General features: G+C 49.1%; 23 protein-coding genes and 1 pseudogene. 6 read left to right on the plus strand and 18 right to left on the minus strand.

The features are described 5' to 3' along the window. Nucleotides 1-12 precede the first annotated feature (12 nt). The 4 genes from recN to dnaN form a co-directional block, all read right to left on the minus strand. Nucleotides 13-1,680: a DNA repair protein RecN gene (gene recN / locus M3090_RS10960; protein WP_249056185.1), complete on the minus strand. Its 1,668-nt coding sequence runs from the start codon at nucleotides 1,678-1,680 to the stop codon at nucleotides 13-15. A gap of 19 nt (nucleotides 1,681-1,699) precedes the next feature. Continuing rightward, nucleotides 1,700-2,911: a bifunctional phosphopantothenoylcysteine decarboxylase/phosphopantothenate--cysteine ligase CoaBC gene (gene coaBC, locus M3090_RS10965; RefSeq protein ID WP_249056187.1), complete on the minus strand. Its 1,212-nt coding sequence runs from the start codon at nucleotides 2,909-2,911 to the stop codon at nucleotides 1,700-1,702. Nucleotides 2,912-2,920: 9 nt separating this feature from the next. Then, nucleotides 2,921-3,691, minus strand: coding sequence for a 3'-5' exonuclease (locus M3090_RS10970; protein ID WP_249056190.1), 771 nt, complete (start codon nucleotides 3,689-3,691; stop codon nucleotides 2,921-2,923). A gap of 70 nt (nucleotides 3,692-3,761) precedes the next feature. Further along, entirely contained in the window at nucleotides 3,762-4,886 is a 1,125-nt protein-coding gene (gene dnaN, locus M3090_RS10975; RefSeq protein WP_249056191.1) for a DNA polymerase III subunit beta, read from the minus strand. 162 nt (nucleotides 4,887-5,048) lie between these two features. Here dnaN and M3090_RS10980 point away from each other — a divergent pair, with 162 nt between their 5' ends. After that, nucleotides 5,049-5,426 (plus strand): DUF3127 domain-containing protein, encoded by a 378-nt coding sequence (locus tag M3090_RS10980; protein ID WP_249056232.1) that lies wholly within the window; start codon nucleotides 5,049-5,051, stop codon nucleotides 5,424-5,426. A gap of 83 nt (nucleotides 5,427-5,509) precedes the next feature. Here M3090_RS10980 and M3090_RS10985 read toward each other — a convergent pair whose 3' ends face one another. From M3090_RS10985 to M3090_RS11005, 5 genes are all read right to left on the minus strand, one after another. Further along, complete coding sequence (locus M3090_RS10985) at nucleotides 5,510-7,156, minus strand: DUF3352 domain-containing protein (protein WP_249056193.1); 1,647 nt, start codon at nucleotides 7,154-7,156, stop codon at nucleotides 5,510-5,512. 66 nt (nucleotides 7,157-7,222) lie between these two features. Then, nucleotides 7,223-7,993: an MBL fold metallo-hydrolase gene (locus tag M3090_RS10990; RefSeq protein WP_249056195.1), complete on the minus strand. Its 771-nt coding sequence runs from the start codon at nucleotides 7,991-7,993 to the stop codon at nucleotides 7,223-7,225. Further along, nucleotides 7,990-8,985 (minus strand): UDP-N-acetylmuramate dehydrogenase, encoded by a 996-nt coding sequence (gene murB / locus M3090_RS10995; RefSeq protein WP_249056197.1) that lies wholly within the window; start codon nucleotides 8,983-8,985, stop codon nucleotides 7,990-7,992. Before murB ends, M3090_RS10990 begins: the two co-directional genes overlap by 4 nt. After that, nucleotides 8,982-9,827, minus strand: a complete 846-nt coding sequence (locus M3090_RS11000) for a DUF4348 domain-containing protein (protein ID WP_249056199.1) — start codon at nucleotides 9,825-9,827, stop codon at nucleotides 8,982-8,984. Before M3090_RS11000 ends, murB begins: the two co-directional genes overlap by 4 nt. Nucleotides 9,828-9,844: 17 nt before the next feature. Then, nucleotides 9,845-10,801, minus strand: coding sequence for an NAD-dependent epimerase/dehydratase family protein (locus M3090_RS11005; RefSeq protein WP_249056201.1), 957 nt, complete (start codon nucleotides 10,799-10,801; stop codon nucleotides 9,845-9,847). Between the two features lie 150 nt (nucleotides 10,802-10,951). Between M3090_RS11005 and kbl the strand changes: the two genes are divergently transcribed. Continuing rightward, nucleotides 10,952-12,139: a glycine C-acetyltransferase gene (gene kbl / locus M3090_RS11010; protein ID WP_249056203.1), complete on the plus strand. Its 1,188-nt coding sequence runs from the start codon at nucleotides 10,952-10,954 to the stop codon at nucleotides 12,137-12,139. A gap of 225 nt (nucleotides 12,140-12,364) precedes the next feature. Further along, nucleotides 12,365-13,171: a TrmH family RNA methyltransferase gene (locus M3090_RS11015; protein ID WP_249056205.1), complete on the plus strand. Its 807-nt coding sequence runs from the start codon at nucleotides 12,365-12,367 to the stop codon at nucleotides 13,169-13,171. On the opposite strand, the gene M3090_RS11020 is transcribed toward M3090_RS11015, so the two are convergent. Genes M3090_RS11020 through M3090_RS11030 form a run of 3 tightly spaced genes read right to left on the minus strand, consistent with a single transcriptional unit; the run spans nucleotide 13,165 to nucleotide 18,218 of the window. After that, nucleotides 13,165-14,289: a PepSY-associated TM helix domain-containing protein gene (locus tag M3090_RS11020; RefSeq protein WP_249056207.1), complete on the minus strand. Its 1,125-nt coding sequence runs from the start codon at nucleotides 14,287-14,289 to the stop codon at nucleotides 13,165-13,167. The genes M3090_RS11015 and M3090_RS11020 overlap by 7 nt on opposite strands. Nucleotides 14,290-14,298: 9 nt before the next feature. Further along, entirely contained in the window at nucleotides 14,299-15,723 is a 1,425-nt protein-coding gene (locus tag M3090_RS11025) for a DUF4374 domain-containing protein (RefSeq protein ID WP_249056210.1), read from the minus strand. A 47-nt stretch (nucleotides 15,724-15,770) separates the two neighbouring features. Continuing rightward, entirely contained in the window at nucleotides 15,771-18,218 is a 2,448-nt protein-coding gene (locus M3090_RS11030; protein ID WP_410553239.1) for a TonB-dependent receptor, read from the minus strand. A 470-nt stretch (nucleotides 18,219-18,688) separates the two neighbouring features. On the opposite strand from M3090_RS11030, the gene M3090_RS11035 reads away from it, so the two are divergent. Next, nucleotides 18,689-19,498: a DUF4469 domain-containing protein gene (locus tag M3090_RS11035; RefSeq protein WP_249056211.1), complete on the plus strand. Its 810-nt coding sequence runs from the start codon at nucleotides 18,689-18,691 to the stop codon at nucleotides 19,496-19,498. Between the two features lie 276 nt (nucleotides 19,499-19,774). Here the strand turns inward: M3090_RS11035 and queF are convergent, their stop codons facing one another. The 4 genes and pseudogenes from queF to M3090_RS11055 form a co-directional block, all read right to left on the minus strand. Continuing rightward, the gene (gene queF / locus M3090_RS11040; RefSeq protein ID WP_249056212.1) at nucleotides 19,775-20,233 is read right to left on the minus strand and encodes a preQ(1) synthase; all 459 of its coding nucleotides are present in this window, start codon (nucleotides 20,231-20,233) and stop codon (nucleotides 19,775-19,777) included. Between the two features lie 250 nt (nucleotides 20,234-20,483). Then, nucleotides 20,484-21,140, minus strand: coding sequence for a 7-cyano-7-deazaguanine synthase QueC (gene queC / locus M3090_RS11045; protein WP_249056216.1), 657 nt, complete (start codon nucleotides 21,138-21,140; stop codon nucleotides 20,484-20,486). Nucleotides 21,141-21,465: 325 nt separating this feature from the next. Further along, nucleotides 21,466-22,080, minus strand: a pseudogene (locus M3090_RS11050) (queuosine precursor transporter); the annotation flags it as partial. 199 nt (nucleotides 22,081-22,279) lie between these two features. After that, nucleotides 22,280-23,869, minus strand: a complete 1,590-nt coding sequence (locus M3090_RS11055) for a DUF4595 domain-containing protein (protein ID WP_249056220.1) — start codon at nucleotides 23,867-23,869, stop codon at nucleotides 22,280-22,282. A 366-nt stretch (nucleotides 23,870-24,235) separates the two neighbouring features. Here M3090_RS11055 and M3090_RS11060 point away from each other — a divergent pair, with 366 nt between their 5' ends. Next, entirely contained in the window at nucleotides 24,236-25,159 is a 924-nt protein-coding gene (locus M3090_RS11060) for a DMT family transporter (protein WP_249056221.1), read from the plus strand. Nucleotides 25,160-25,406: 247 nt separating this feature from the next. Then, the gene (locus tag M3090_RS11065; protein ID WP_249056225.1) at nucleotides 25,407-25,850 is read left to right on the plus strand and encodes an HU family DNA-binding protein; all 444 of its coding nucleotides are present in this window, start codon (nucleotides 25,407-25,409) and stop codon (nucleotides 25,848-25,850) included. An 18-nt stretch (nucleotides 25,851-25,868) separates the two neighbouring features. Here M3090_RS11065 and M3090_RS11070 read toward each other — a convergent pair whose 3' ends face one another. Both M3090_RS11070 and M3090_RS11075 read right to left on the minus strand, forming a co-directional pair. Then, nucleotides 25,869-26,420: a hypothetical protein gene (locus M3090_RS11070; RefSeq protein WP_249056226.1), complete on the minus strand. Its 552-nt coding sequence runs from the start codon at nucleotides 26,418-26,420 to the stop codon at nucleotides 25,869-25,871. Nucleotides 26,421-26,432: 12 nt separating this feature from the next. Continuing rightward, a complete protein-coding gene (locus M3090_RS11075; protein ID WP_249056228.1) occupies nucleotides 26,433-26,633 on the minus strand; it encodes a peptidase in 201 nt (66 codons plus the stop codon). Nucleotides 26,634-26,874: the final 241 nt, after the last annotated feature.

A 26,874-nucleotide genomic window follows, 5' to 3' on the forward strand; every position in this document is an offset into this window, starting at 1 on the left:
TATCCAAAAAAACTAATTCACTTTTTGTTCAAGCAACGCACGAGCATTGTCTAATGCAGCCTCTGTTAAAGTAGCTCCACTCAGCATATGAGCAATCTCTTCTATCCTTTCATTCTCTGTCAATCGGCGAATATGGCTATTTGTTTCCATCTCATTATCTTTCTTATAAACTTTATAGTGTATACGACCACGAGCTGCAATCTGTGGTAAATGGGTAATACTGATGACCTGGCGTCCATTATCGGCCATTTCTTGCATAATATCAGCCATTCTATCTGCAATCTCTCCCGAAACTCCAGTATCAATCTCATCGAAAACAATAGTAGGCAACTTTACCGCTCCAGCGATCATGGCTTTTACAGAGAGCATGACTCGGGCAATTTCGCCACCCGATGCTACTGATGAAATATTCTGTAATGCTCCATTTTTATTAGCAGAAAAAAGAAAAGAAACTGTGTCCATGCCATGCATCCCTGGTTCCTTACGCGCCCCCATCTCCACGACGAAACGGACATTAGGCATCCCCAATGGAATCAACCTTGAGGACATTTGTGTCTCTATCTCACGTGCTGCCATACTCCGAGCTTCAGTTAACTCGGCTGCCCGACGCTGAACCATTACATAAAGATCCTCACAACGCTTCTTTAAAATTTCTATATCTTCATCAAATGAAGTAATGGCAGAAAGTCGACTTGCATATTCATTACACAAAGTTATCAATTCTTCCACCGTATCTACATGGTGTTTCTGCTGCAAAGAATATATCAAATTAAGACGTTCATTTACTTCATTCAAACGAGAAGGGTTGAACTCCACTTGTTCCTCATTGCTTACCACCTCTTGAGCAATATCCTTCAATTCAATGTATGAGCTTTCCAAGCGTGCTAGCAATGCCTCCGCCGCAGGATAGACATCATGGAGTCCCGAAAGAGCGTTGCAACATTCTTTCAAGACATCTAACAGTCCTCCCTCATCATTATTCAGCATCTGGTCTACTCGATACAGACCAGCTTTGATTTCTTCAGCATGACTTAAGATTTCTGATTCTTGTTCCAGTTCTTTCTGCTCATCAACAGATAAATGAGCTTCTTCCAATTGTTCCAACTGAAAACGGATATAATCTTCATCAGACTTATCATGGGCAACACGCTCTAACAGCTTCTCTAACTCGGTTTGCGTTTCCTTCCATTGCGTATAAACAGCTTGATAACTTGCCAAAAGGGATTCATCATGAGCCAATAAATCTAACACATTCAGTTGAAAGCCTTCCTTATTCAATAACAAATTCTGATGTTGAGAATGAATATCTATCAATTGTTCACCCAATTCTTTCATCTGCACCAACTGGACAGGAATATCATTAATAAAAGCACGACTTTTACCAGAGGCATACAACTCACGACGTAAGATACATTCATTCTCATAATCCAATTCGTTTTCATCAAAGAATGCCTGCATCTGATAATTAGACACGTCAAAGCAAGCTTCTATGACACATTTTGATGCGCCTACACGAATGGCTTTTACATCAGCACGTTGCCCCAACAACAAGCCTATTGCTCCAAGGATAATAGATTTACCAGCTCCAGTCTCGCCTGTTATAACCGAGAATCCTCGTTCAAAACTTATATTAAGTTTATCTATTAAAGCGTAATTCTGTATATAAAGTGAACGTAACATTGCCTCTCGTTTTTTATCTTTACAAAAGTTCCAGCAAACGATCCACGATATCCACTGCCACTTCTGCTTTTGATTTTAACGGATAATCAACCTTTCCTTCAGAATCTATAATACTGATTTTATTCGTATCATAACGGAAGCCAGCGCCAGCATCATTCAATGAATTTAGTACTATGAAATCCAAATTTTTACGAAGCAATTTGTTTTCAGCATTCAACAGTTCATCCGTTGTTTCTAGAGCAAATCCTACCAACACTTTTCTTTCAGAAGACAATTTCTTTAACTCCCCTAAACGAGCTGCAATATCACGTGTTGGTTTCAGAGATAACATCAAATCAGCCTCTCGCTTCATTTTCTTTGATTCTACATGTTCAGAAGTATAATCTGCTACAGCCGCAGCTAAAATAGCTACATCGGCTTCTGCAAAAGCAGTTGCAGCCACATCATACATCTCAGCAGCAGATTCTACATCATAACGTTTATACATCGGAAAATGAGGATTTACTTGCATGGGTCCACTCACTAGAATAACTTTAGCACCACGAGCCGCACATTCATCAGCAAGTGCTACTCCCATTTTTCCTGTAGAATAATTGCCAATAAAACGAACAGGATCAATTTTCTCATATGTGGGCCCTGTTGTAATTAACACCGTATGCCCTCTCAAGTCTCCTTCTCGAGAAGCGAAATATTTTTCGAGGCAAAGAATTATCTTTTCCGGTTCCTCCATACGTCCTTTCCCAACAAGATGACTAGCCAACTCGCCTGTTCCTGGTTCAATAATGTAATTTCCAAATGAACGAAGTTTTGTCAAATTAGCTTGTGTAGCAGGATGAGCATACATATCCAAATCCATTGCGGGAGCAATGAATACCGGAGCTTTCATCGACAAATAAGTAGTAATAAGCATATTATCAGCCACTCCAGAAGCCATTTTCCCAATAGTCGAAGCTGTAGCCGGCGCGATCAACATAACATCTGCCCATTGACCTAAATCAACGTGACTATTCCAAGTTCCATCACGTTGAGAAAAGAAATCACTGATAACAGGCTTGCTAGTCAGCGCAGACAAAGAAATAGGAGTGATAAATTCTTTTCCTGCTGGAGTAATAACAACCTGCACTTCCGCCCCACATTTTATTAAACTACGGATAAGATAACATGCTTTATAAGCAGCAATGCTACCAGTTATACCCAATACAACTTTTTTCCCCTTCAGTACATTAGTCATAATTATGAATTATCTCTGTGTCAACTCACGCAAACGTATTTTTGTAAGCATTGCTTTAGTATTCAATGTAAAATCACTGCTCAATATCCAACTATAATAACCTGGATCTTTCTTCAACACCTCTGCCACTGACATTCCTCGATATTTACCAAAGTTAAATACCTCTACGCCAGAATCATTATAGACCATACGCCCTGCAAAATCTACATTACGATTAAAGCTGGAATATTCAGACAAAAAAGTAATATCGTTTTTCAAATCCGGATAACGGTCCAACTGAGCCATCAGCACTTCATATGTTGCGCGGGTATCAGCTTCTGCCGTATGAGCATCTTCCAATTTTTTTCCACAATAAAACTTATAAGCTGCAGAAAGTGTACGCTGTTCCATTTTATGAAAAATAACCTGAACATCTATAAACTTACGACGGCTTAAATCGACATCTACTCCTGCACGCAAAAACTCTTCAGCCAGAACGGGAATATCAAAACGATTGGAATTGAAACCTGCCAAATCGCAGCCTTCAAGTTCATGAGCAATGCTGCGAGCTACTTCTTTAAAGGTTGGACAATCACGTACATCTTCATCATGGATACCATGTACATCAGTAGCTTCTTGGGGAATATGCATCTCTGGATTAATACGCATCGTACGTGATTCTTCATTTCCATTGGGATAAACTTTCAAATAACAAATTTCAACTATACGATCCACATTAATATTAGTACCAGTTGTTTCCAAATCGAAAAAGACAAGAGGATTTTTTAGATTGAGTTTCATATTATTACAGACAGAGGACATAAAGGCAGTGTATAATCCCTTATGTCCCCCATTTTAATATATTATTAGATTAATCATTCAACATCATTGGCATAAGAAGCATTAAGAGTTCTTCATTTTCTTCTTGTACAGATGGTATAATAACGCCTGCACGTGAAGGATCTGCCAACTCTACCACAACCTCATCTGCTGAAATATTATTCAATATATCAATAAGAAAAGTAGATTTAAAACCGATACTCATAGGATTACCAGCATACTGACAAATTAATGTTTCTTCTGCAGACGTAGAAAAATCTATATCTTGCGCAGAAATAATCATCGAATTATTTTCCATACGCAATTTTATAAGGCTGCTAGCTTGAGAAGAAAAGATAGCAACACGACGCAAAGCTCCAATAAGTTGTAAACGGTCTGCAGTTATTTTATTCGGGTTATTTTTAGGAATAACCGAGTTATAATTAGGATAGCGACCTTCTATCAACCGACATACCATGCGATAATTAGCTAAAGTAAAAGCTGCATTACGTTCATCAAACTCAATAGCAATATTACCCTGCTCACGCGAAAGAAGATTTTTTAGCAAATTAGCTGGTTTTTTAGGTAATATGAAAGCTGCTCGTTCATTCCCATGAGCAGTATAAGTCTTACAACGCACCAACTTATGTCCATCTGAAGCTACCATAGTGATATCTTCAGTAGTTATATCAAAATAAACGCCGTTCATGACAGGACGAAGTTCATCATCCGCCGTAGCAAAAAGGGCACGATTAATGCCAGCTAATAAAACTTGTGTATCCATATCAACACGAACAGCGCTTTCACTTAAATGAGCAGGTGTAGGAAATTCATCGGCACTTTGACCAACAAGACAATATTTTCCATTTTGATATTGTACGATCAACTCCAATGTCACAAGATTGATTTCAAACGTTAGTGGCTGTTCTGGTATTTCCTTCAGGGCATCTAACAAGGTACGAGCCATAATAGCAAAACGTCCGTCTACATCGCTTTCCACTACTTCAAGACTCGTAACCATAGTTGTTTCACTGTCGGACACGGTGACCGACAAGGTCCCATCTTTTAATTCAAATAAGAAGCAGTCCAAAATGGGCAACGCGTTCTTCGAATTAATCACGCGGCTAATAGCCTGCAAATGACTAGAAAGTGCCGTACTCGAAACAATAAATTTCATATCTTCTACCTAATTATTTTGTTGTTTTTTGATCGTTTTTATGCCGGACAAAGTTAGGAAAAGAATTGCCTATAGCAAAAAAAACTCTAGAAAAAAAGAAGAATCATTCGCGAAATATACCTAAAAAATTGTACCTTCGCCGCATCAATAAATTTGAAAACGATGGAGTTTATAGGAAAAATCATCGCTGTACTACCCGCTAAAAGCGGGACCAGCAAAACCACAGGCAATGAGTGGAAAGTGCAAGAGTATGTCATCGAAGACAGTGCTAGTGGACAGTATCCACGACGGATGTGTTTTGAAGTATTTGGAACAGACCGTATTGCACAGTTTAACATTCAACAAGGGCAGGAATTGAAAGTCTACTTTGACATCGATGCCAACCAATGGCAAGATAGGTGGTTCAATCGCATACGCGCTTGGAAAGTAGAACCTGCAGGCATAGCACCCACCGTTCAGCAACCTGCTATGCCAACATCAGCACCTGCGCCAGCACCTGATTTCTTAGCAGGAGATATAAAAGACGACTTGCCTTTTTAAGTACCTTTGGGGGTTACACACACACTACACAGTACGTATCTAAATCATGCCAGATACGTACTGTTTTTTAAAGAGCTTTCTTCTCAAGATAACGGCAGATCTGATGTAGGCCGGTAGAGCAATGTAATATGAGGTATGAGAAGTCCATCTTGATGCATAAACTGCATGGCTAACCAGAAATGCTGAAAAAAGTCTGTATGGTTCAGGAAAAAAGTAGGTAATTTACGCACATATGACAAAGGTAGTTGAGACAAAGCATTCATATCAGCTATTAACAGATACTGCCCCGAAGGAGCAAGAGTATTGATTAAAGCATTATAATAAACAGAATTTTCTAACGTATCCCCACATTCCATTGCTTCAATATAAGCAGAAAGACTTTGAGCATCAGCGGCCAAAAGTAACGCACCACGATAGAAACATGCGTAGGTATAGAACGATATTCCATCACAACCTGTTAATTGGAAAAACAAAGTAGAAGGTGGAAGCAGATATTTACGAAACGGAAGAGAATGAGGATAGCGCTCATACATCGGTTCAAACCGGGGGACGGGCATCACTTTTTCATAATGCGAGACAGACTGTAACCATTTGAAAAACAAAGTTTTCGCTCGCCTTTCATCCGACAGAAAGATAATAGAGATTGCGCAAGCTGATTGTGCTGCCCGTTCATCGGGACTGAAGATGCACGACACAATATTATTTACTCCACACTCGTTCAACAAGTTCGTCAATGTACTGTCGCGGCATGTTGCATAATCAGGCATTGCCACAAAAAAGGATGATGAAAACATTGGGATTGATGTTGTCCCATGCCCCGATGCAGCCCTGACTGTATAAAACGATGTCGACGCAGGCAATACATCAGCCGCCCAGCCGGAAAAAGGTTTTTGCAAATACAACGGGGGGCTGCCAACTAACGTATCGGCCTCATGACAAACGCCCGTGGCATAGATGGCTTCATTGTCCATTTTCAGCTCTAACTCCATCCAATCTCCCCATTTCGTAACGCCCCGTAACGAGTCTGCTCGTTGTCCTAACGGGACAGCCTGAGCACGCAGATAAAGCATGGCGAATGCGTTACGTAGCTTCCCCTTATGTAATGCTTCAAATGAAGGATTATGCAATAGCCCCCTCCGTCCATCATAAGCATCTATAACCTCTTGAAGTAGTTTTTTCTGAAAACTAACAACTAAAAAATCATCTGTCAACCATAAAGCCAGGAAACGCCCATCTTTTAAAGGACATATTTTGACTTCTTCACCTGAGCAATTTATATGTTTTATCGGGAAAGGGATATCGCTGTATCGATCTAAATAGTTTTCTATTACTTCACGACCTCCAGACTCTAACGCGGCATACATTACTTGATTTAAAGATATATCAGGCTCATGAAAACTAACGAGCACTTTATTCATCTGTTTACTTAATACATGTGGTACTTCAACCAATAATGTATCAAAAAAATCGTTTGAGCGATTAAACAATTCAGAAACAGATAAGTAATGCCCATCTCTACTAGAATGCATGCGCTCGACCGAGTCATAGAAATCTAAAATCCGGTCTGTCTCAAACACAGCTACCGCATTTTGAGGAACGAGAGTATACAAATCAAAATCATAACGTTTTCCCACAGAATGAAGACGCCCGAAAGAATATAAGGCTGCCCCTGCACAAAGCAACACAACCGTCAAAGTAATGACTATTTTTATAGAAAGTGAAGACTGCATATAATGTCCCTTTTGGTTGAGGACAAAAATAACATTTATTCCTAACAAAATCAAATAAATGCGCTACTAAGTAACAGTCTCTAATTCCAAACCATCGTAAGCAAAATGAATATTGGATGGCAACATATGTCCTATTTCAGCATGCAAACCCACATGATGGCTCATGTGTATCAAATAAGTCTCTCGCGCTCCGATGCGTTCTGCAGTTCTGATAGCTTCGGATATGCATTGATGTGTAGGATGTGGTTGAATCCGCAAAGCATTCATAATCAACACATCTATTCCTTGTAAACAATTATATGATTCATCCGGCATTGTCAACATATCTGTTATATAACCTAGCTTTCCACCAATACGATAGCCCAAAATAGGCAGCCGACCATGCATGACACGAAAAGGAAACACCTCGACCTTTCCGATAAAAAAAGGACATCCTGGTTTTATCTCTTTTAAATAAATGCGTGGCACTCCCGGATAAACATGCTCCACCAAACAATAAGGCAAACGTTTACGCAAATCTTCAGCCGTATATGCTTCTGCATAAAGCGGTATTTCCCCAAAACGACAAAAAGGACGGAGATCATCCAAGCCACCCACATGGTCATAATGCTCATGCGTAATCAGCACTCCATTAATACGATGAAAATCATGCAGGCGCAACATTTGCTGCCTAAAATCAGGGCCACAGTCAAGCAATATCCTGGTGTCATCCTCACAGATCCAAGCAGATGTACGTAAACGACTATCCCTCACATCCTTCGATGTACAAACAGGACAAGTACACCCTACCTCAGGAACACCGGTTGAAGTACCGCTACCCAGTATTTTTATCTTCATATATACATTACCTCCGGTTGTATGTCTATGCCGAATTTCTCTTTCACACTTTTCTGAACCGCCTGCCCCAACCTTACAATATCAGCCCCCACAGCTCCTCCTTGATTGACCAGCACAAGAGGCTGGTTCTCATACACAGCAGCATGCCCCAGGCTTTTCCCTTTCCATCCGCATTGTTCGATGAGCCATGCTGCCGGTATTTTCACATGACCAGCATCTATGTCATAATAAGGGATAGCAGGATAAACACGTTGCAAATCCTCAAAATACGAACGAGAAACAATCGGATTCATAAAGAAACTACCGGCATTTCCCAACACCTTGGGATCTGGTAATTTACTTTGCCGAATACGAATTACAGCCTCGCGAATATCACACAATGTAATATTACAATGAGAAGCCAATGCTTTAGCCAATGCTGCATAATCTAAAACATAATGCGAACTCTTCTTTAAACGGAAATTTACATATGTCACGAAAACAGAGTTCATTCCTGCTGTTTTAAACAAACTATGCCGATAAGAATAATCACACTCTTCCACAGCATATGTTTTCCGCCTGCCACTTATATCAACAGTCTCTACCGAAATGATAGAATCTTTTACTTCCATTCCATAAGCACCTATGTTTTGCACAGCAGCAGCCCCCACTTCACCCGGTATTAACGACAAGTTCTCTACCCCTTGCCATCCATGCTCTACACAATAGCAGACAAATTCATCCCAAACGTTCCCTGCTCCTACTCGCAAACACACCGAATCTCCATCCTCCGATAGTAAAGTAATGTCTTTAATACGAGAGTGTAATATCGTCCCTTCATAATCTTTGGTAAAAAGTAAATTGCTTCCTCTTCCAATATGCAGATAAGGAGAGATTATTTCCCCCTCTTCTATTAATCTCAGCAACTCTGCTTCCGAATCATATTCAATAAAACGATCCGCAAAGACATTCAATCCAAATGTATTGTGATTTCGCAAGGAGTATTTCTTCATATACTCGTATCCTCATATTTATATAATTCCCATTTTCCGTATGTTTTCCGGAAATAGAGCACATTTGAATAGCCATTCCCTATGCCATTCACTTTGATAATTTTTGTGGTAGAACCTGCATCATTCTTCTGACCATAACAGATATTCGACAACCTGTCAGCAGGCATCTGTGGACGAAAAGCAAACCATTGCTCTACATCTAACGTCGTTTCAAGGATAGAAAAATCATCATCCGGATCAATGGTGATAAAACTTAACGGGGAACAAACATGTTTCCGTTGATAAATGCTATCGGAAACGAAACGCGCATAGAAAGGCAGGAAATCGCTTTCCGCATTATGCATCTTATGCAAAGTAATGGAATCAAGCATCCAGATACCTTTTGTCCGGCTAAAATAATAACGTTTCAATTCTTGTGTTTTCAAGAATATCCACTCCACCTGCACCGAACTCAAAGCCGTATCACCCACAATATCCATGTCTTTCTCTCTGTCAAAAAGCAATGTATAAAGGTTTCCACCTGCAAACAAGCTATCATGCTTCCAAGTGTTTTCTGCTATTTGCGTCACATGGCCGTCTTTATTATACGGCAATGGAAAAGCGGTACGTTGCTTCTGCAATGTCTTATCGAAGGCGTAATTGAAAACAAAGTCATCAAACAGTTCATCAGCCTCCATACGTTCGAGTGGAAGAACGATATCGTGTTGCTTCGGTTCTTTTCTGTCATGCTTGGCAGAATCTACCAATTGAGTAAGCGCTGCAAACGAATCTTGCTTTTTGTATGTATGACTACAAGCAACACAAAAGGCAAGCAACAGACATCCCATCACCAGACTTTTCATGCCTACATTGTCTCGTCTCACTTGCCCAATTTTATACGAAGTTTTTCAAGCATGTCTTCGGTCATCGTTTTCAAATCATATTGAGGATTCCAGTCCCATTCTTCGCGAGCACATGTATCGTCCAGACAGTCTGGCCAACTATCGGCAATGGCTTGTTTCAAGGGGTCTACGTCATATACCATCTCAAAATCGGGCACATACGTCTTTATCATCCGATAAATTTCTTCCGGATCAAAGCTCATGGAAGCGATGTTGAAGGCATTACGGTGTTTCAAACGGGCAGGCGCAGCCTCCATCAGAGAAATAGCGGCATTCAATGCGTCAGGCATATACATCATGTCCATATAAGTACCTGGCTTTAGGGGACAAACGAACTTCTCTCCTTTCACCGCAGCATAATAGATGTCGACAGCATAATCGGTAGTGCCGCCACCGGGAAGAGTAACATTGGAAATGATACCGGGGAAACGGACAGCACGTGTATCTACCCCATACTTAATAAAGTAATAATCGCTCAAGAGCTCTGTCGTCACTTTGGTGATGCCATACATGGTACGAGGACGTTGTATGGTATCCTGGGGAGTCTTAACATGCGGAGTGTCAGGACCGAACGAACCGATAGAACTTGGTGTAAAGACCGAGCAGTTGTGTTCGCGGGCCACTTCCAAAACATTCCACAGACCGTCAATACCGATTTTCCATGCCATCGCGGGACGACGTTCAGCCACCACAGATAGGAGAGCAGCCAAGTTATAAATAGTATCTATTTTATACTTGCGTATTACGATTTCCATTGACTGACGGTCTGTCACATCGGCAATGGCCGTCGGGCCCGCTTCTTTAAGCTGCCCTTTAGGCTCTGCACCAGGTATATAACCGGCTACAACGTGAGAATCGCCGTAGCGTTTACGCAGTTCGACAGTCAATTCGGATCCTATTTGTCCTGTGGACCCTATCACCAAGATGTTCTTCATAAAATTCAATAGTTGTTTATATAGAGTGCGAAGGTACACACTTTTTCCAATCCTACATAGCTTTCTTCGCATAAAAACTTGTTTATTCCAAGAAAAATGATGTTCTTTGTCCGAGACAAGTATATCAATACCTTTATAAAACGAAAAGCTATGTACGGTAAAATGAAAGATTATCTGGCCAACACTTTGGCCGAGATAAAGGAAGCCGGCCTCTATAAAGAGGAGAGGTTGATAGAGAGCCCTCAACAGGCTTCTATTTTAGTAAAAGGAAAAGAAGTGTTGAACTTCTGTGCTAACAACTACCTGGGTTTGTCCAACAACCAGCGCCTCATTAAAGCAGCGCAGGAAATGATGGACCGCCGCGGCTACGGCATGTCATCCGTCCGCTTCATCTGCGGCACGCAAGACATCCACAAAGAACTGGAAGCGGCCATTTCCGATTACTTCAAGACGGAAGACACTATTCTGTACGCCGCCTGCTTCGATGCTAACGGTGGGGTGTTCGAACCGCTCTTCACGGATGAAGACGCCATCATCTCCGATTCTCTGAACCATGCTTCCATCATCGACGGCGTACGCCTGTGCAAAGCTAAACGCTACCGTTATGCCAATGCCGATATGGCCGACCTGGAAAGATGCCTGCAAGAAGCTCAGGCACAGCGTTTCCGTATCGTAGTAACCGACGGTGTATTTTCAATGGATGGCAATGTTGCCCCGATGGACAAAATCTGCGACCTGGCCGAAAAGTATGACGCCCTGGTAATGGTAGACGAATCGCACTCGGCCGGTGTGGTAGGTGCTACGGGACACGGTGTGAGTGAACTGTATAACACGTATGGCCGTGTAGACATCTACACCGGCACACTGGGCAAAGCCTTCGGAGGAGCCATGGGAGGGTTCACCACCGGCCGCAAAGAAATTATCGACCTGTTGCGCCAGCGCAGCCGTCCCTACCTGTTCTCCAACTCGGTAGCGCCTGCCGTTATCGGTGCCAGCTTGGAAGTATTCAAGATGCTAAAAGAAAGCAACGCTCTGCATGACAAACTGGTAGAAAACGTCAACTACTTCCGCGACAAGATGACTGCCGCCGGTTTCGACATCAAACCCACACAAAGCGCCATCTGTGCCGTTATGCTCTACGATGCCAAACTGTCTCAGATTTATGCCGCACGCTTGCAGGAAGAAGGCATCTATGTAACAGGATTCTATTATCCGGTTGTTCCAAAGGGTCAGGCCCGCATCCGCGTACAGATTTCGGCCGGACATGAGAAAGCCCACCTTGACAAATGTATCGAAGCTTTCATAAAAGTAGGCAAAGAGCTGGGCGTATTGAAATAACTCTAACGTTTTTTCTGCCCGACAATATAATCGTTTAAGACGCGGATTATACCAAAGTACGGATGATTTCAATCTGCACAACCGGGTGTAATCCGCGTTTGTTTTCTCCTTTCCTGTCCTCCTGACGGAAGATGGCTGTCTGCCTTAGGAAGTGGCGTTCTCATACTAAAGAAGCATCGCAGTCAAGTTATATACAAAACAATAGAATCTTACCCCCATCAAGATATGCCCATTATCGAAATCACTTCATTGAACCACCCCGGAGTGGAAATATTCAGTTCACTGACCGAAGCTCAGTTACGCAACCGGCTCGAACCGGAAAGAGGGATTTTCATTGCCGAAAGTCCCAAAGTAATCCGTGTAGCTCTGAGTGCCGGATACGAACCCCTGGCCCTGCTCTGCGAGCCCAAACACATGGAGGGTGATGCGGCAGACATCGTCGCGGGCCGCCCCAACCTGCCCATCTATACGGGTGAACGGGAACTTCTTTCTCTGCTGACAGGATACGCCTTGACACGGGGGGTGCTCTGTGCCTTCCGGCGCCCGATGCCGAAAAGCATAGAGGATGTGTGCCGCAACGCCCGGCGCATCGTAGTCATACAAGGTGTAACAGACACGACCAACATCGGGGCCATCTTCCGTTCGGCCGCAGCCCTAGGCATGGACGCCGTAGTGCTTACCACCGACTCGTGCGACCCGCTGAACCGGCGGGCTGTGCGCGTGTCCATGGGGTCGGTGTTCCTCATTCCGTGGACATGGACGGATGCTTCGCTGAAAGAAATACGCCGGCTGGGGTTCCGTACCGCGGCCATGGCTCTGGCTGAAGATTCCATCTCCCTCGATGCCCCTTCACTGAAAAACGAGCCTAAGCTGGCCATCATCATGGGCACCGAAGGAGACGGGCTGCCGCACGACGCCATTGCCGGTGCCGACTATGTGGTGCGGATACCCATGGCACACGGGGTAGACTCGCTCAACGTGGCTGCCGCTTCGGCCGTTGCGTTCTGGGAATTGGGCAATAAAGTTCAGTGAACTTTTCGTACCAGACGACGTATCCATAAATAGTAGCCGGTGAGCGGCAAAGTGGCACCCAATAAAGCAGCCAGAAAATAAAATATGCGCATCAACATTCCACCCCACGTACCGACATGCAGAGAATATATCCAGCCACGTATCTTACCGGAAGCAGGCTGGTCATGGTAAATCGTAAAGCCAGTAATCTTCCCGGTAGTATCAAAATCGTAACGGTTCGTGCCTCGCGTATTGCCAAAGGCTGAAGCAGGCATGGTAGCCGTTTGGTTGGCATTGACTGTAATTTGTCGATAACCTGGATTTTCGGCTGCCAATTGTTCGTACACGTATTGCCAATGGGTGAAATCGGCCGAAGTCTTTCGTGCTTTTCCGGTTTCCTTTGCCTGCTTCTCTTCTTGTGCCTTAGCTCCAGCATATCCGCTTCTCGCCTGCATTTCTACACCAAAAAGGGCATAAAATCCAGTGCGATACCAACCGAAAGACCAGGTAAGTCCGGTAAGCGCCATCACCAATAAAAGCAAAAGAGCATACATACCGCCCGCCACGTGCAACCCATGCCAGAAACGGGGCCAGCCATGACGGAAGACTATCTTCAGACTGTTTCGCAACGTCTTTTTCGTACGAGGCCACCAGAGAACGATACCCGTCAACAGCACAACGACAAAGAGCAAGGTGCTGACACCTACTATGATTTTCCCCCAGAAGATGCCCCCGTCTGACGGACGGCTGCCTAACAGCCAACGGTGCAGACTGAACATCGTGCGGAAGAATGGAAGGCGTTCAGCCGGTCCTTTTATCTCGCCGGTATAAGGGTCGACATAGACAGAAGCCCGACGTGGTTTGGAGAGGCTGACTTGCCAAGTACGATTTGCTTCTTGGAAAACAGTAACCCCCGTTACCTCTACACCGACAGGCAATGTGGCAGCCACCCGAGCAGCCACTTCCCCCACGGGAAGCGGTTGTCCGGACGGGTGTTCCACACGGTAGAGGCCGGGATTGACACACTCAGTGATTTCCTTCTCGAACACCAGCATGGCACCCGAAAAACAAATCAGCGTCATGACAATACCAAAAGGTACAGAGAGCCAGAGGTGTATCTTACGGAATACTCTTTTCATAGACAATGCTTATTCGGCTGTATAAGAAAGGATGCCCAGAGCTGACACAGCATCTACCGAAGTGATGCGAAGCCCTGATGTGGCCACTCCCGTTGCGGGGTCGATGCGATAAATGGTACAAGGGGAGCCATCTGTCGTCACTACCGGAATGTAGACGTATCCGTTGTCGCTGCATGGAGTGCCGAAACTGGAAAGCACATCCACTTCGGGCAATCCGGTCACCACAGTGAGTGTACGGTCTTCACCACAGAACACGGCCAGTTCGTTTCGAGGAGCGTTGGTACCAGACATATTCTCTGCACCTTCGCTATACATTTGCAGCAGGAAATAGTCGTCAGCAATGTGCCAGCAACGGAACATGGGATTACCGTTACCCAACTGCTCGATGTTCACGTAATAATCAGGGTCGAAATCGGTCTCACCTGCCTTGATGCGCACCACTCCCGACTCTAACTGCCCCTGCACACGGTTGAAGCTGGTGCCATCGCTATTCACTACCGGAGTGGTAGTGGTGCGTCCGTAACCCGGAGAAAACACATAGAGGTCGCCGTTGTCGGCCGCCCAGATGGTCTGGTAGTACTGAGAGCGCATACGGCCGCTGGCAAAACCTATCTTCCCAGTACGTGCGATGAGCGGTGTCTCGTCGAAATCGTCGCCACTATAAATGGCTATGAAAGCGCTGTCCGGATATTGTGTAGAGGGAATCATGCCAGCCGTATATTGTCCGGAACCGCTCCCGCCGCTGGCATTGGCCACGTAACTGGGATCGACGATATATTCGGGATAAGTATTTACACCGTAGTGGCTCATGCCCATCGGCACCACAGAAGTGTAGAGTTTGCCGTTGGCTTCCTCGAAACCTGCAAAGCTGACGCGCTCGCCATTGTCCAGGAAATTCTCGGCGATATGAGAGCCCGAATGTGATGAGCCGTCCAGCACACTGAGGTAGTTGAATTGCAGGTAGTAGGCATAATTGCCTTCGGCGTCCTGCTCGGCGGTACCGGCATTGGTGGAGGCAGTGATGACGTTGTCGCCCCAAGTGCCGTAGGTAGTGGTGCGGTTGTATGTGTACTGACGATCTTCCACCACCGTACCGTCAGCCCCCAGACGATAGGAGAAACCGGTGCCTTGCGAGCCGTCGTTATACTGGAAGTTGAACAGGTAGTTTTCGCGATAGAATATCCAGTTAGAGCCGCTCTCTGTCTCCAGGCCGTTGCCGCGTCCGGTCACTTCTCCTTCGTCCAATGACTCGGAAGCAATCAGATAAGTGGCGTTGTCTGCTTCGGCAGCAATGACATAACGCCGCAGGTCTGTGCCTGCATTGCCTCCTCCGCCCGAATTATCGGTGCCCGGTTCGTCATCGCTGCAAGCGGTAAACAGGCTGCTTGATAAAAGGGCCGCAGCCAGTGCCCATGTGATTCGGTTCTTTTTCATCTGTCTTGAGTTTTTATATGTTAATGGAATCGTATTGTCTCCTGGTTTCAGTTGCCGAAGTAGACGCGGAACTTGCCATAGAAGGCACGCCCGGCTTTCTGCAAGCTGAAGTTGTCGTAAAGCTTCTCGTCGGTGAGGTTGCGACATTCCAGCGAAATGTTGTAACGTCCGTTTTGCAGGGAATAGCCGATGGTGAGGTTGTGCGACAACTGCTCGGGCACACGGCTTTTGGTCGTGGGGTCTCCCAGTGCTTCCCAATAGAGGGGAAATTCGTGTTGGTAGAAACCATCGTAGGCCACGGTCAGGACATTGCCCTCGCCGAAGAGGTCGTGCCAGGTGAAGGCGGCATCGAAGTTGGCAAAGGTATAGGGTTGGTTGGGGATGCGCTGCCCGTAGCTGACGCTTTCCTGCAAGGTGTTTTCGGCGCGGTAGCGCTCGCGGTCGCGGGCATTGATGTTGGTGAAGGTACCTCCTGCGTTGAACCAACGTCCGAAGCTGTAGCGGGCGGAGAGATTGAAGCCTTTGGTGCGCACGTGGCCGTGGTTCTCGTAGATGCCGTAGGCCATGGAGCCGATGGTGCTAAGCCCGCGCTTGATGTAGTCTTTGGTGTCGCGGTAAATCAGGCCGCCCTCCAGGTAGAGGCCATGCTTGCCGAACTGGCGGGTATAGCTGAGGTTCAGGTTGATATTGTCGCTTTTCTCGGGTTTCAGATTGGTCTGCCCGGCTTCCATGTCCTCGTCGCCGAACAGCTCGTCGGTAGTGGGCAGGCGGTAGGCTTTCTCGTAGGAGAGTTTGGCTTGCAGTCCCTCGAGGATGAAGTAGGTGCCCGCCGCGCCGTAGCCCAGGGAGGCGGTGTGGCGCGAGAAGTTGACGTAGTTGCCCACGCCGTCGTCGCTGGTGGAGACGGGACCGCGGTTGTACTGGTTGTAGTATTTGGCAAAGGCGGACAGGTTCCACTTCTCGGAAGGCATGAGGCGGTAGGACAGGCCGGTGATGTTCTTGCGGGTGAGCTTGGGGATGTCGAAGTCGGAGATTTTCGAACTGCCGCCCACGTGGGAACGGGTGGTGCGCCGGAAGGTGCTGAGCACGTGGTTCAGCGTGAAGTGATGTGCCTGGCCGATGCGGTAGGTCAGTGTGGCGGCGGCGTTCCAGTTGGTGTTCTTCGACTCGTTGTCCTGGTAGGACTGTTCGCCGGGGGTGCCGGTATATTTGCGTTCGCCGCGCCAGTTGTATTTCCAGGCGGCGGTATCGACATTCTGTGTCAGGTTGTGGTTGTAGTTGGCGGTGAGCAGGAGGTCGAGTCCGCGGGTGAAGAGGTCGCGCTTGGTGTATTCCATCGAGGGTACGAAGGAGTGGCCTTTGCGGTGTTTCTGCCCGAAGACGATGTATTGGTAGACGCCGGTCTGTATTTCTTTGTAGAAGTTGCTGTATGTGAAGTTCAGCATCAGGCGGTCGGCCCAGGGTTTGTCCACCAGGCCTATTTTGGCGATGATGGCTTCGTTGTGGAAGCGGTCGTTGAAGCGGCGCAGGCGGTAGATGCGGCTGCGGTCGGTGGTCTCGAAGCCGTCGGAGGTAAATTCGGTGACGTAGTTGTCGATGTGGTAGTCGTTGTCCGACAGGTTCTGGAAGGCGTTGAGTTCGTAGGTGAAGCCGTTGCGGAGGGTCTGCCCGAAGTGTAGGTATGACTTGTGGGTGTTGAACGAGCCGTAGGAGTAGGAGGCGTCGAGGGACCAGCGCCGGCGGTGGTGTTTGTTGGTGACGATGTTGATGACTCCGCCCAGGGCATCGGTGCCGAAGCCTACGGGGACGACTCCTTTGTAGACTTCGATGCGTTCGGCGTAGTTGACGGGCAGGTTGTTGAGGTCCAGGGCTTGTCCGGTTCCTTCTTGGGGTAGTCCGTCGATGAAGACTTTAACGTGGCTGCCGCTGAATCCGTCGAGCATGAGTTGCATGTCCGAGCCTACGCCGCCGCTTTCGCGGAGTTTCACGCCGGGTGCCTTGGACAGTGCGTCGCCCAGGGTGCGGGTGGTGTTTTGCAGGGTGGTGGCGTCGATGGCGACGGCGTTGTAGGCGGAGCGGCGGACGCGGCTGATGCCGGTGGCGGTGACGACGAGTTCGTCCAGTTGCTGGTTGTCGGGGTGGAGCTCGAAGTCGAAGGTGCGGTGCTCGCCGCGTGCGAGGGTGACGGTCTGCCGGACTTCGCGGTAGCCGATGGCGGAGACGACGAGGGTGTAGGTGCCGGGCTTGGGGGCGCGGAAGTGGTAGTGGCCTTGGGCGTCGGTGTAGGCGCCGCTGGAGGTGCCGTCGAGGTAGATGGCGGCGAAGTCGAGGGGCTGGCCGCCGTCGGAGTCGGTGATGCGGCCGCTGAGTGCGGGGGTGGTGGCGGCGGCTCCGTGGCGGTGGTTGTGGTGACGGTGGTGCTGGGCGTGAAGGGGGATGGCTGTCCACAGCAACAGGAGGAGGGTAAGGAGGGGGTTCGTATTCATCTTCATCATCTTCTTCAGAGTTTTTTGTTCAAAATGGTTTTGAGGTTGTCGTTTAAAAATCGTTCTCTCTGTCATGTTGAGCATTGTTCTCCCCCGACAAACGGGGGAGGTAAGAGGGGGTGCGAAGCGGAGTCGAAACATCTCCCTAATACTTCTCAGCGCATAGTGGGATCCCTCGACTGCGCTCGGGATGACAGGGAAAATGATTTTTAAACAGGCCCTTCTTGCTAATGCAGTGCAAAGTTGGGGTTTTGCGGGGAGTGGTGCAATCGCTTTTTGTAGGTAAAATGCGGGGGCGGGGGGTGTCGGCCGGAGGGCACGGTGCAATACCTAAAAGGGAGGATAATCCTTAAAAAAGATTAATAAACGAGGGGGATGGGCGGGGATTAGGGGAAGTTGCTTATCTTCGCCAACGGCGGCGGAACCCGAAAAGCCGGTAAAGAGAGTAGGGGCTGAACTTTAATATACATATTTATATTATGGCAAACGATATCAAGTACAACCTGAATGCGATTGTGAAGGATAATACGGTGACGGCGAACCCGGACGACCAGGTGCTGGAAATCGTGTCGCAGGGCACGGCGGACCAGGAGCGCATCATCCAGGAGATGATGAAGGTGAACCCGGGGCTGGAGCTGGAGACGCTGCGCCTGGTGTTCGAGCTGGAGAAGCGCGTGGTCAAGGAGCTGCTGCTGACGGGGATGCGCGTGAACACGGGGCTGTATACGGCCGAGGTGCGGGCGCGCGGAGTCATCATGGGCGGGGCGTGGGATGCGTCGCGCAACTCGCTCTACGTCAGCATGACGCAGGGCGCGGACTTGCGCGAGGCCATCGCGGTGACGCATGTCAACATCTTGGATGCGGACAAGAACGTGCGCTACATACGCGACGGTTATGCCGACGGGGCGGACGTGGATGCGGACACGCGCGTGCCGCAGGACGGCATCGTGGCCACCGCCGGACGGGCTTTCACCATCCGGGGCAACAAGCTGAAGCTGGCGGGCGACGACCCGGCGGTGGGCATCACGCTGACCGATGCCGACGGCACGGAGACGAAGGTGCCGCTGAGCACCGTCTACGTCAACGAGCCGAAGCGCCTGACGTTCCTCATCCCCGCCGGGCTGGAGGACGGGCGGTACACGCTGACGGTGACGACGCAGTATTCGACGTCAGACTATTTATTGAAAGAACCGACCAGCATCAGCAAGGAAATCAGTATCGGTGACGTGCCGCAAGGTAGCGGCGGCAGTGATTCGGACGACGACAGCGGTCAGGGCACGTTCGGTTGACCCGCCCTCTCCTCTTTTCCCCTGTCATGTTGAGCGAAGGCGAAGCCGGAGTCGAAACATCTCCCTTATACCATCCGTACTCGTAGGGAGATCCTTCGACTTCGGCTTCGCCTTCGCTCAGGATGACAGATTGTTGGTGTACCCCCTCCAAAGCTCGTTGGTGTACCCCCTCCAAAGCTCGTTGGGGCACCCCCTCCAAAGCTCGTTGGGGCACCCCCTCCAAAGCTCATTGGGGCACCCCCTCCAAAGCATTATGGTGTACCCCCACCAAAAAAATCACTCCCGCCCGAACAGCCGTTGTTCCGCCAGGCGCTCATACTTCGTCCCCGGGCGCCCGTAGTTGGCGTAGGGATGGATGGAGATGCCGCCGCGTGGCGTGAACAGGCCCGTCACCTCGATATACTTCGGGTCCATCAGCCGGATTAAGTCGTTGAGGATGATGTTCACGCAATCCTCGTGGAAAGCCCCGTGGCTGCGGAAGCTGAAGAGATAAAGCTTCAGACTCTTGCTCTCCACCATCCGCACGTCGGGGATGTAGCAGATACGAATCTCCGCAAAGTCCGGCTGCCCCGTGATGGGGCACAGGCTGGTGAACTCCGGACAGTTGAACCGCACCCAGTAGTCACGCTCCGGATGCTTATTCTCAAACGCCTCCAACACCTCGGGGGCGTAATCCTGACGGTACTCCGTCTTCTGGCCCAGCGCATGGAGCTGGGCACGCAAATCTTCATTCATATGGTTTGAGTTTTTAAGCCTTTAAGTTTTTGAGTTTTTGAGTTTATGAGTTTTTGAGGTTATGAGTTTTTGAGGTTATGAGTTTTTGAGGTTATGAGTTTTTAAGTTTATGAGTTTTTGAGGTTTTGAGGTTATGAGTTTTTGAGGTTATGAGGCTTCAGGCTACGAGGACGTTCCTTGTAGCTCGTAGCTAACAAGCCCCTTGTTGCCTCGTTAACTCGTCAACTTAAAAACTCATAAACTTAAAAACTCATAAACTCAAAAGATACTTCTCCAGTCCCTCGCGGCGGAGCTTGCACGCCGGGCAATGCCCGCAGCCGTCGCCGGGGATACCGTTGTAGCACGTCAGCGTGTCGCGCCGCACCAGGTCGAGCACCCCCAGCTCGTCCGCCAGCGCCCACGTCTGCGCCTTGTCCAGCCACATCAGCGGCGTGTGCAGCACAAACTGCGCATCCATCGCCAGGTCCAGCGTCACGTTCAGCGACTTGATGAACGCATCCCGACAGTCCGGATACCCGCTGAAGTCCGTCTGCGACACCCCGGTGACGATGTGCCGTATGCCCCTCTCCCGGGCCCACACAGCCGCCACGCTGAGGAAGAACAAGTTCCGCCCCGGCACAAACGTGTTCGGACACACCTGGCCCTCGGGCACCCGCTCGTCCATCACCATCGACGCATCCGTCAGCGCATTATGCCCCAACGTCCCCACCAGAGGCAAGTCCAACGCCTCCCACTCCACGCCGGCACGCCGGGCGATGTCCCCCGCCAGCTCCACTTCCCGCTCATGCTTCTGCCCATAGCGGAAGCTCAAAGCACACACATCCTTAAATTCACGTTTCGCCCAAAACAGGCACGTGGTCGAGTCCTGCCCACCGCTGAACACGACCAAAGCAGTTTCATTTATCATAAGCAATTACAAAAAATATAAATGAAGAATGAAGAACGAAGAATGAAGAACGAAGAATTTCCCGTGCATCATTCTCTCATGCCAATGTATCCTGTCATTCTGAGCGAAGCCCGCAGGGCGTAGTCGAAGAATCTCACAAAGCATCTGCGATTTTCCCACATCCGCAGTCGAAACATCTCCTTCTTGCCTTTCATTAGGGAGATTCTTCACTTCGTTCAGAATGACAGGGCAAACGGCTCTAATTCATCATTCGTTTTTAATTCTTCATTCTCAATTTTCAATTCTCAATTCTTAATTCTTCATTCTTCATTCCCCATTCTTCATTCCTCTTGATGAAGCGCACCACCCGCACCGTGACAGGCAGAATCACCACCTCATACATCGACTTCAACACAATCTGCAGCACCATCATCCCCGCCAGCTCACGCCACGCGATGACCCCTCCGAAAGCTATCGGAAAGAACAGCAACGAATCCGCCGTCTCGCCCGCCACCGTCGAAACAATGGCCCGCACCGAAAAATGCCGCTCCCCGCTGCGCAACTTCATCCGGCTCATCACATACGCATTGAGGAACGACCCCACGAGAAACGCCGCCAGGCTGGCCACCACAATCCTCGGCGCCATGCCGAAGACAAAGTTGAAGTGCTCCTCCCCCTCCCAAAACGGCGCGGGCGGCAGCGCCACGGCCACCAGCCCCAGCGTGACGACGAAACTATTCATCGCAAAGCCCGTCCAGATGATGAGCCCCGCCTTGCGGAAGCCCCACACCTCGGTAATGCAGTCGTTGATGATATAAGAAATCGGGAAGACCAGCAGGCCCGCCGTAACGGTCAGCCCGCAGACAGAGATGACTTTCGTCTCAAGAAGATTGGCAGTGATGAGACATACGTTGAACAATATGCCCAGCAACATGAAAGGTACGGATACAGTCTGTTTCATCGGTTCCTGTTTTTTACGTGGTTAATCTGGAATACACGGCTGCCCCATCCGGGCAGCTCCCATAAAATCGGCCGCAAAGATACGGCAAGCATTTGAATTAGGCAACAGGCAGGCGGACAAAAAACACCCCGGCAGTCCACCCAATAATGGACGTACGGGGCGCTTGACAATTTATAGAGAAATATTGACTTGTCGGGGATTACTCGTAGAAGGAGAAAGTATAGTCCACGCGACCATTCGGCTCGCTATCGCTATACTTGGTCACGTCGTGGTCTGTCCAGACATAACGAATCACGAAATCATGGGAAATGCTGGTCTCGGTCTCGATAAGATGCTTGGTGGAGACACCCATCAGTCCGGCGTAATAGAACTCCTCCACCACATCGAGGTCGATGTTGTAGTCCTTGTAGAAGCGCATGATGCCGTTGGACGGCTGGTCGGAGTAGGTATATAGATAGGTACTCTTCTCTATCGGGTACTCATCGTAGTGCCAGCGAGTCACTTGTACCAGGTCGCCATTCTCCCAAGTCAGTTCATATTCGCGCTCCTCACGACCCTCCACAATGTGCGTGATGTGGCCTTCGGCATCATATTCGAAAGTGGTGGTGCAGTCATACATCTCGTGTTGGACGCTGGCCACGAAGCCGTTCTCGCCAAGCGTGGCAGTCTGCTCCAACTCAGAGTCGTCCATCGTATAGACATCAGGGCCTTCGGCACCGGTCACGTAGTTGTAGTGGAAGAAGGTGCCTTCGCTTTCCGGGTCATCATCTTCGGCAATCCGCACCAGAAAGCCGTTCTCATAGAAATAGTTGTCATCGCCCACCGACTTAATCAGCTTGTCACCAAAGACCCGGGCCACGGGCGATTCGTCGGAAGGCAAGGGCTGTTCGGGCTCCTGAGGCTCTTCGGGACTCTCGGCGATGACATCCGTGCTCAGATAGTACCAAGTCTCTGCGCGGTAGCCATCCTCTTCATAGACCTCGTAGACAACGGCGGTGTTGCCGGAGAAGGTGATGGTGGCGTAGTCTTCATCGCGCCAAGTCTCCTCCCAGGTGTAGTAGAAAGTGCCGGCCGCCTCGTCGCGCCAGCGCCAACGGGCCATTTCGAGGGAACCATCGTTATAAGCCACGAGATAGGTACCCGATTTGGAGAAGAGTACCTCCTCAGCCGATTCTGGGCCTTCGTTGGGAAGTTCGGTCTCTTCTTCCGATTCGCCGGTCTCCAAGTCGGTGGAGACATAGTGAGCCCGTTCGAAACGCCAGGTGCGGCAGAGGGCATTGGTCATGCCGCTGTCGGTCATCGTCTCTTCTTTCTGCACGGTGACCGTGGCCGAACCGTAGCGGTCAGAATCGACGGTGATGCCGCTCACCTGTCCGTCCGTGCCGGTAGTGAGGGTGATGGTACCGAAGTCCTCCAACTGGTAGCGCCCATTGCCCAGGCTGGTGAAGGTGCCGTAGACGAAGTAACCGTCCTGCGTGGCGCGGGTCTGTGCCGTGCGATTGGTCAAGAGACGGTTGCCCGAGCGTCCGGACTCCAAGGCTGTCTGTGCGGAAAGGGCATAACTGCCGCCGCTAAGGGTGACGATGTAGTTGCCGCTGGCGCCCAGCTCGATGCTTTCGTAGGGCGAGCCGGAAGTGGTTACATTATACTTGCCACTGACGGCCTCATAGGGAGGCGTGCCCAAGTTAGGGACGGTGGAGTTGTCGTCGTCGTCGCTGCATGCAACGAAGCCGATGGCCATCGTGCACAGGCACAGTAAGGCCATCACAAAGAAATTCATTTTCTTCATGTTACAATAATGATTTAGTGAAACAATAAATGAATGATATGTACAAATGTGCATTTACATACGTCTGGCTGTCTTGTATTCTAAAAAGTTCTGCCAGACGGGACGCAGAGTATGTCCTATGGGTCAATGGAGAGAAGAGCCGTCCCATTACTTTCAGCCACACAGGGTCGAATTGCCAAGGTAATGTAATCTCTCCGCCGGAAAGGTGCTTCCGGATTGCGGGCGCAAAGATAGGGCATTTGTCGGAGATGGGCAAGGTCAAGGAGACAGAATCTTGTCCTTTTCGGCCCGAAAAGTAGGCGCGATGCCATAATATGCGTACCTTTGCCGGGCAAAAACGTGACATTTTTACATTTGAACTGACTTATGAACACATCCAAACTAAAAGGCTTTCTCTACGGCCTGGCCACGTCGGTGACCTTCGGCCTCATCCCTTTGTTCACCCTGCCGCTGATGCAGCGGGGGTTAGACTCGGACAGTATCCTGTTCTACCGCTTCGTGACGGCCACCCTGGCCTTGGGCACGATGATGGCAGTGAAGGGCGAGTCGTTCCGCATCGCGTGGCGCGATGTGCCGCTGCTGGTGGTGATGGCGCTGTTCTACACGGCCTCGTCGATGTTCCTACTCTACGGCTACGAGGTGATGGGCGCGGGCGTGGCCACGACGCTGCACTTCACCTACCCCATCTTCACGACGCTGCTGATGCTGGCATTGTTCCGCGAGGGAGCTTCGTGGGTGACCTGGCTGGCCATCGTGCTGGCGGTGGCGGGCGTGGCCCGGCTGTCGCTCCAAGGCACGGAGCTGACACTGGACGCCTGGGGCGTGGTGGTCGTGCTGCTGTCGGCCGTGGGCTATGCCAGCTACATCGTGTCAGTCAACAAGTCGCGCCTAAAGGACATGCACAGCCGCAAGCTGGCGTTCTACGTCTTCCTGTTCACGGCGCTGACGTTCACCGTGAAGAACGGCGTGCAAGGCAGTTTCCAGCCCCTGCCCGACTGGCAGAGCGCGGGCTTGGTGCTGCTGCTAGCGGTGATGCCGACGGTCATCTCAAACATCACGCTGCTGCTGGCCGTGCGCCACATCGGCGGCACGCTGACGTCCATCCTCGGGGCACTGGAGCCGGTGACGGCAGTGGTCATTGGGGCGTGCGTCTTCGGCGAGGCGTTCACGGCCCGCGAGGCGACAGGTATCGTGCTGATACTGGTGGCCGTAGTGCTGGTCATCCTGACCAGCCGCATCAAAGAAGGCGTGGAGACGGTGATGAAGCGCATCCGACCGCGCCACGCGTAGCGACGGCAGACAGAACCGGAGAGAAAAGGAATCGCCCTGTGACGAAAAACCAACCGGAACAGGGCGAGAAATTTGCTCCGTCTCTGGGAAAAGTGTATCTTTACGGCTGAAATATATATTTCAAGGCTTGAAATATAAAAACCAAGGCTTGGCATATATATTTCAAGCCTTGAAATAGAACTTGCAACAGAGCGCGGACAAGTTTCCACACTGGTGCAAATATTTATTCACCCATACGCAATGAATTATGGCTACTTATGAAATGCAGGAAATGAACCTGCCCAACGACGAAGGGAAACGCATCCTCTACCCACGCATGAAGCTGGCGGGACAGGACGATTTGGAAGAAATAGCGCGCCGCATCAGCCGCGCCACCACGTTCACCCAGGGCGATATCCACGGAGTGGTGCGGGCGCTGGCCGAAGAAATGGCGTGGAGCATGGCCAACGGACGCTCGGTGAAGATTGAGGGACTGGGCATATTCACCCCGTCGCTGGCATTGAAGAAAGGCTTCGAACGCGAAACAGGCGAGCCGGGCAGCACGCGGCGCAACGCCACAAGCATCTGCGTGGACGGTGTCCGCTTCCGCACGGACAAGGAACTGGTGGCGCGGACGGGACAGTTGTGCCGCCTGGAACGCTCGGCACAGAAGTTCCAGCGGTCGTCGCGCCGGTACACGCCCTTCTTATAGGATACTTGGCCATGTATCCTATATGTCTTTTTCCCCTGTCTGGCTACGCGCAATATGCAATAAATCGAAAGCCAAATTACGAAGACTTTCTGTGCTATCGAACGGATAAAGTTTCAAAGCCTTATCCAGAAACTGCGCGAAGTCCTTATCACACGAACGATAGAGTGTGATAAGGCTTGCGGTAGAACCGGCTTCATCCAGATGCTCCACGATTGCTTTAATTTTCTCTTCGGCAGTCTTCCCGGGCAGCCCCTTAATTTGCCGGATGAGTTTTCGCCACCGGGCTTCATCGTCCTCATCTTCTACCCGGACACAATCCCGGATGTTGCCGATAGTGAACGAAATCTTCATGGGGTAAGGATTGGTAAAAGCGCAAAAGGACATCACTTCCTCTTTCCCTAAGGAACGGACTGCATACTTATTCCCTTTGAGGCAAAGCATATACTCATGGTTATATCCTACCACTTCGCCCACCTCTTTTTGGGAAACGGTGGCAATCAAGTTTCTTTCGGAATAATCTCCGTAAAAGTAATATGTCCCTTTGCGCAAGACGATGTGTCTGATAGTCATAAGCGAATCGCCTTATCCCATCTTTTCAATCTTGAAGTTGACGAGGCTGCAACCTGTAATGAGTTTCACGCCATATTTGCGTTCTATCTCCACACCGATTTCCTTGATCGTGGGCGGTGCGTTGGTTCCGCTTTTCAGCACTTCTACCCACATTCCCGGTGTTACTTTCCCTGTGACTTTTACGGCGGTCACGCGCCACAAATGGTTCATCATAACAAATAGTTTTTAAGATGTGAAACATAATTCTGCGAAGTCCGTGGTGGAACTTGCTTTCAGGAGGCAAAGTTCGGAAAGGGGTGTGCCATATCGCAGCGCAAGGGAATCTTTTTTAGCATGTCTTCCCTTTATAACATCTGATTATTTCTAATCCATTTTTATAGAGTAGAGAATTCTCAATGGCTAGTACAATTTTTTCTATAATAGAATTATGTGACAGTAAATCTTCTTTTGTAAA

This window comes from Bacteroides sp. ET71 (assembly GCF_023336905.1).
Classification (GTDB): domain Bacteria; phylum Bacteroidota; class Bacteroidia; order Bacteroidales; family Bacteroidaceae; genus Bacteroides.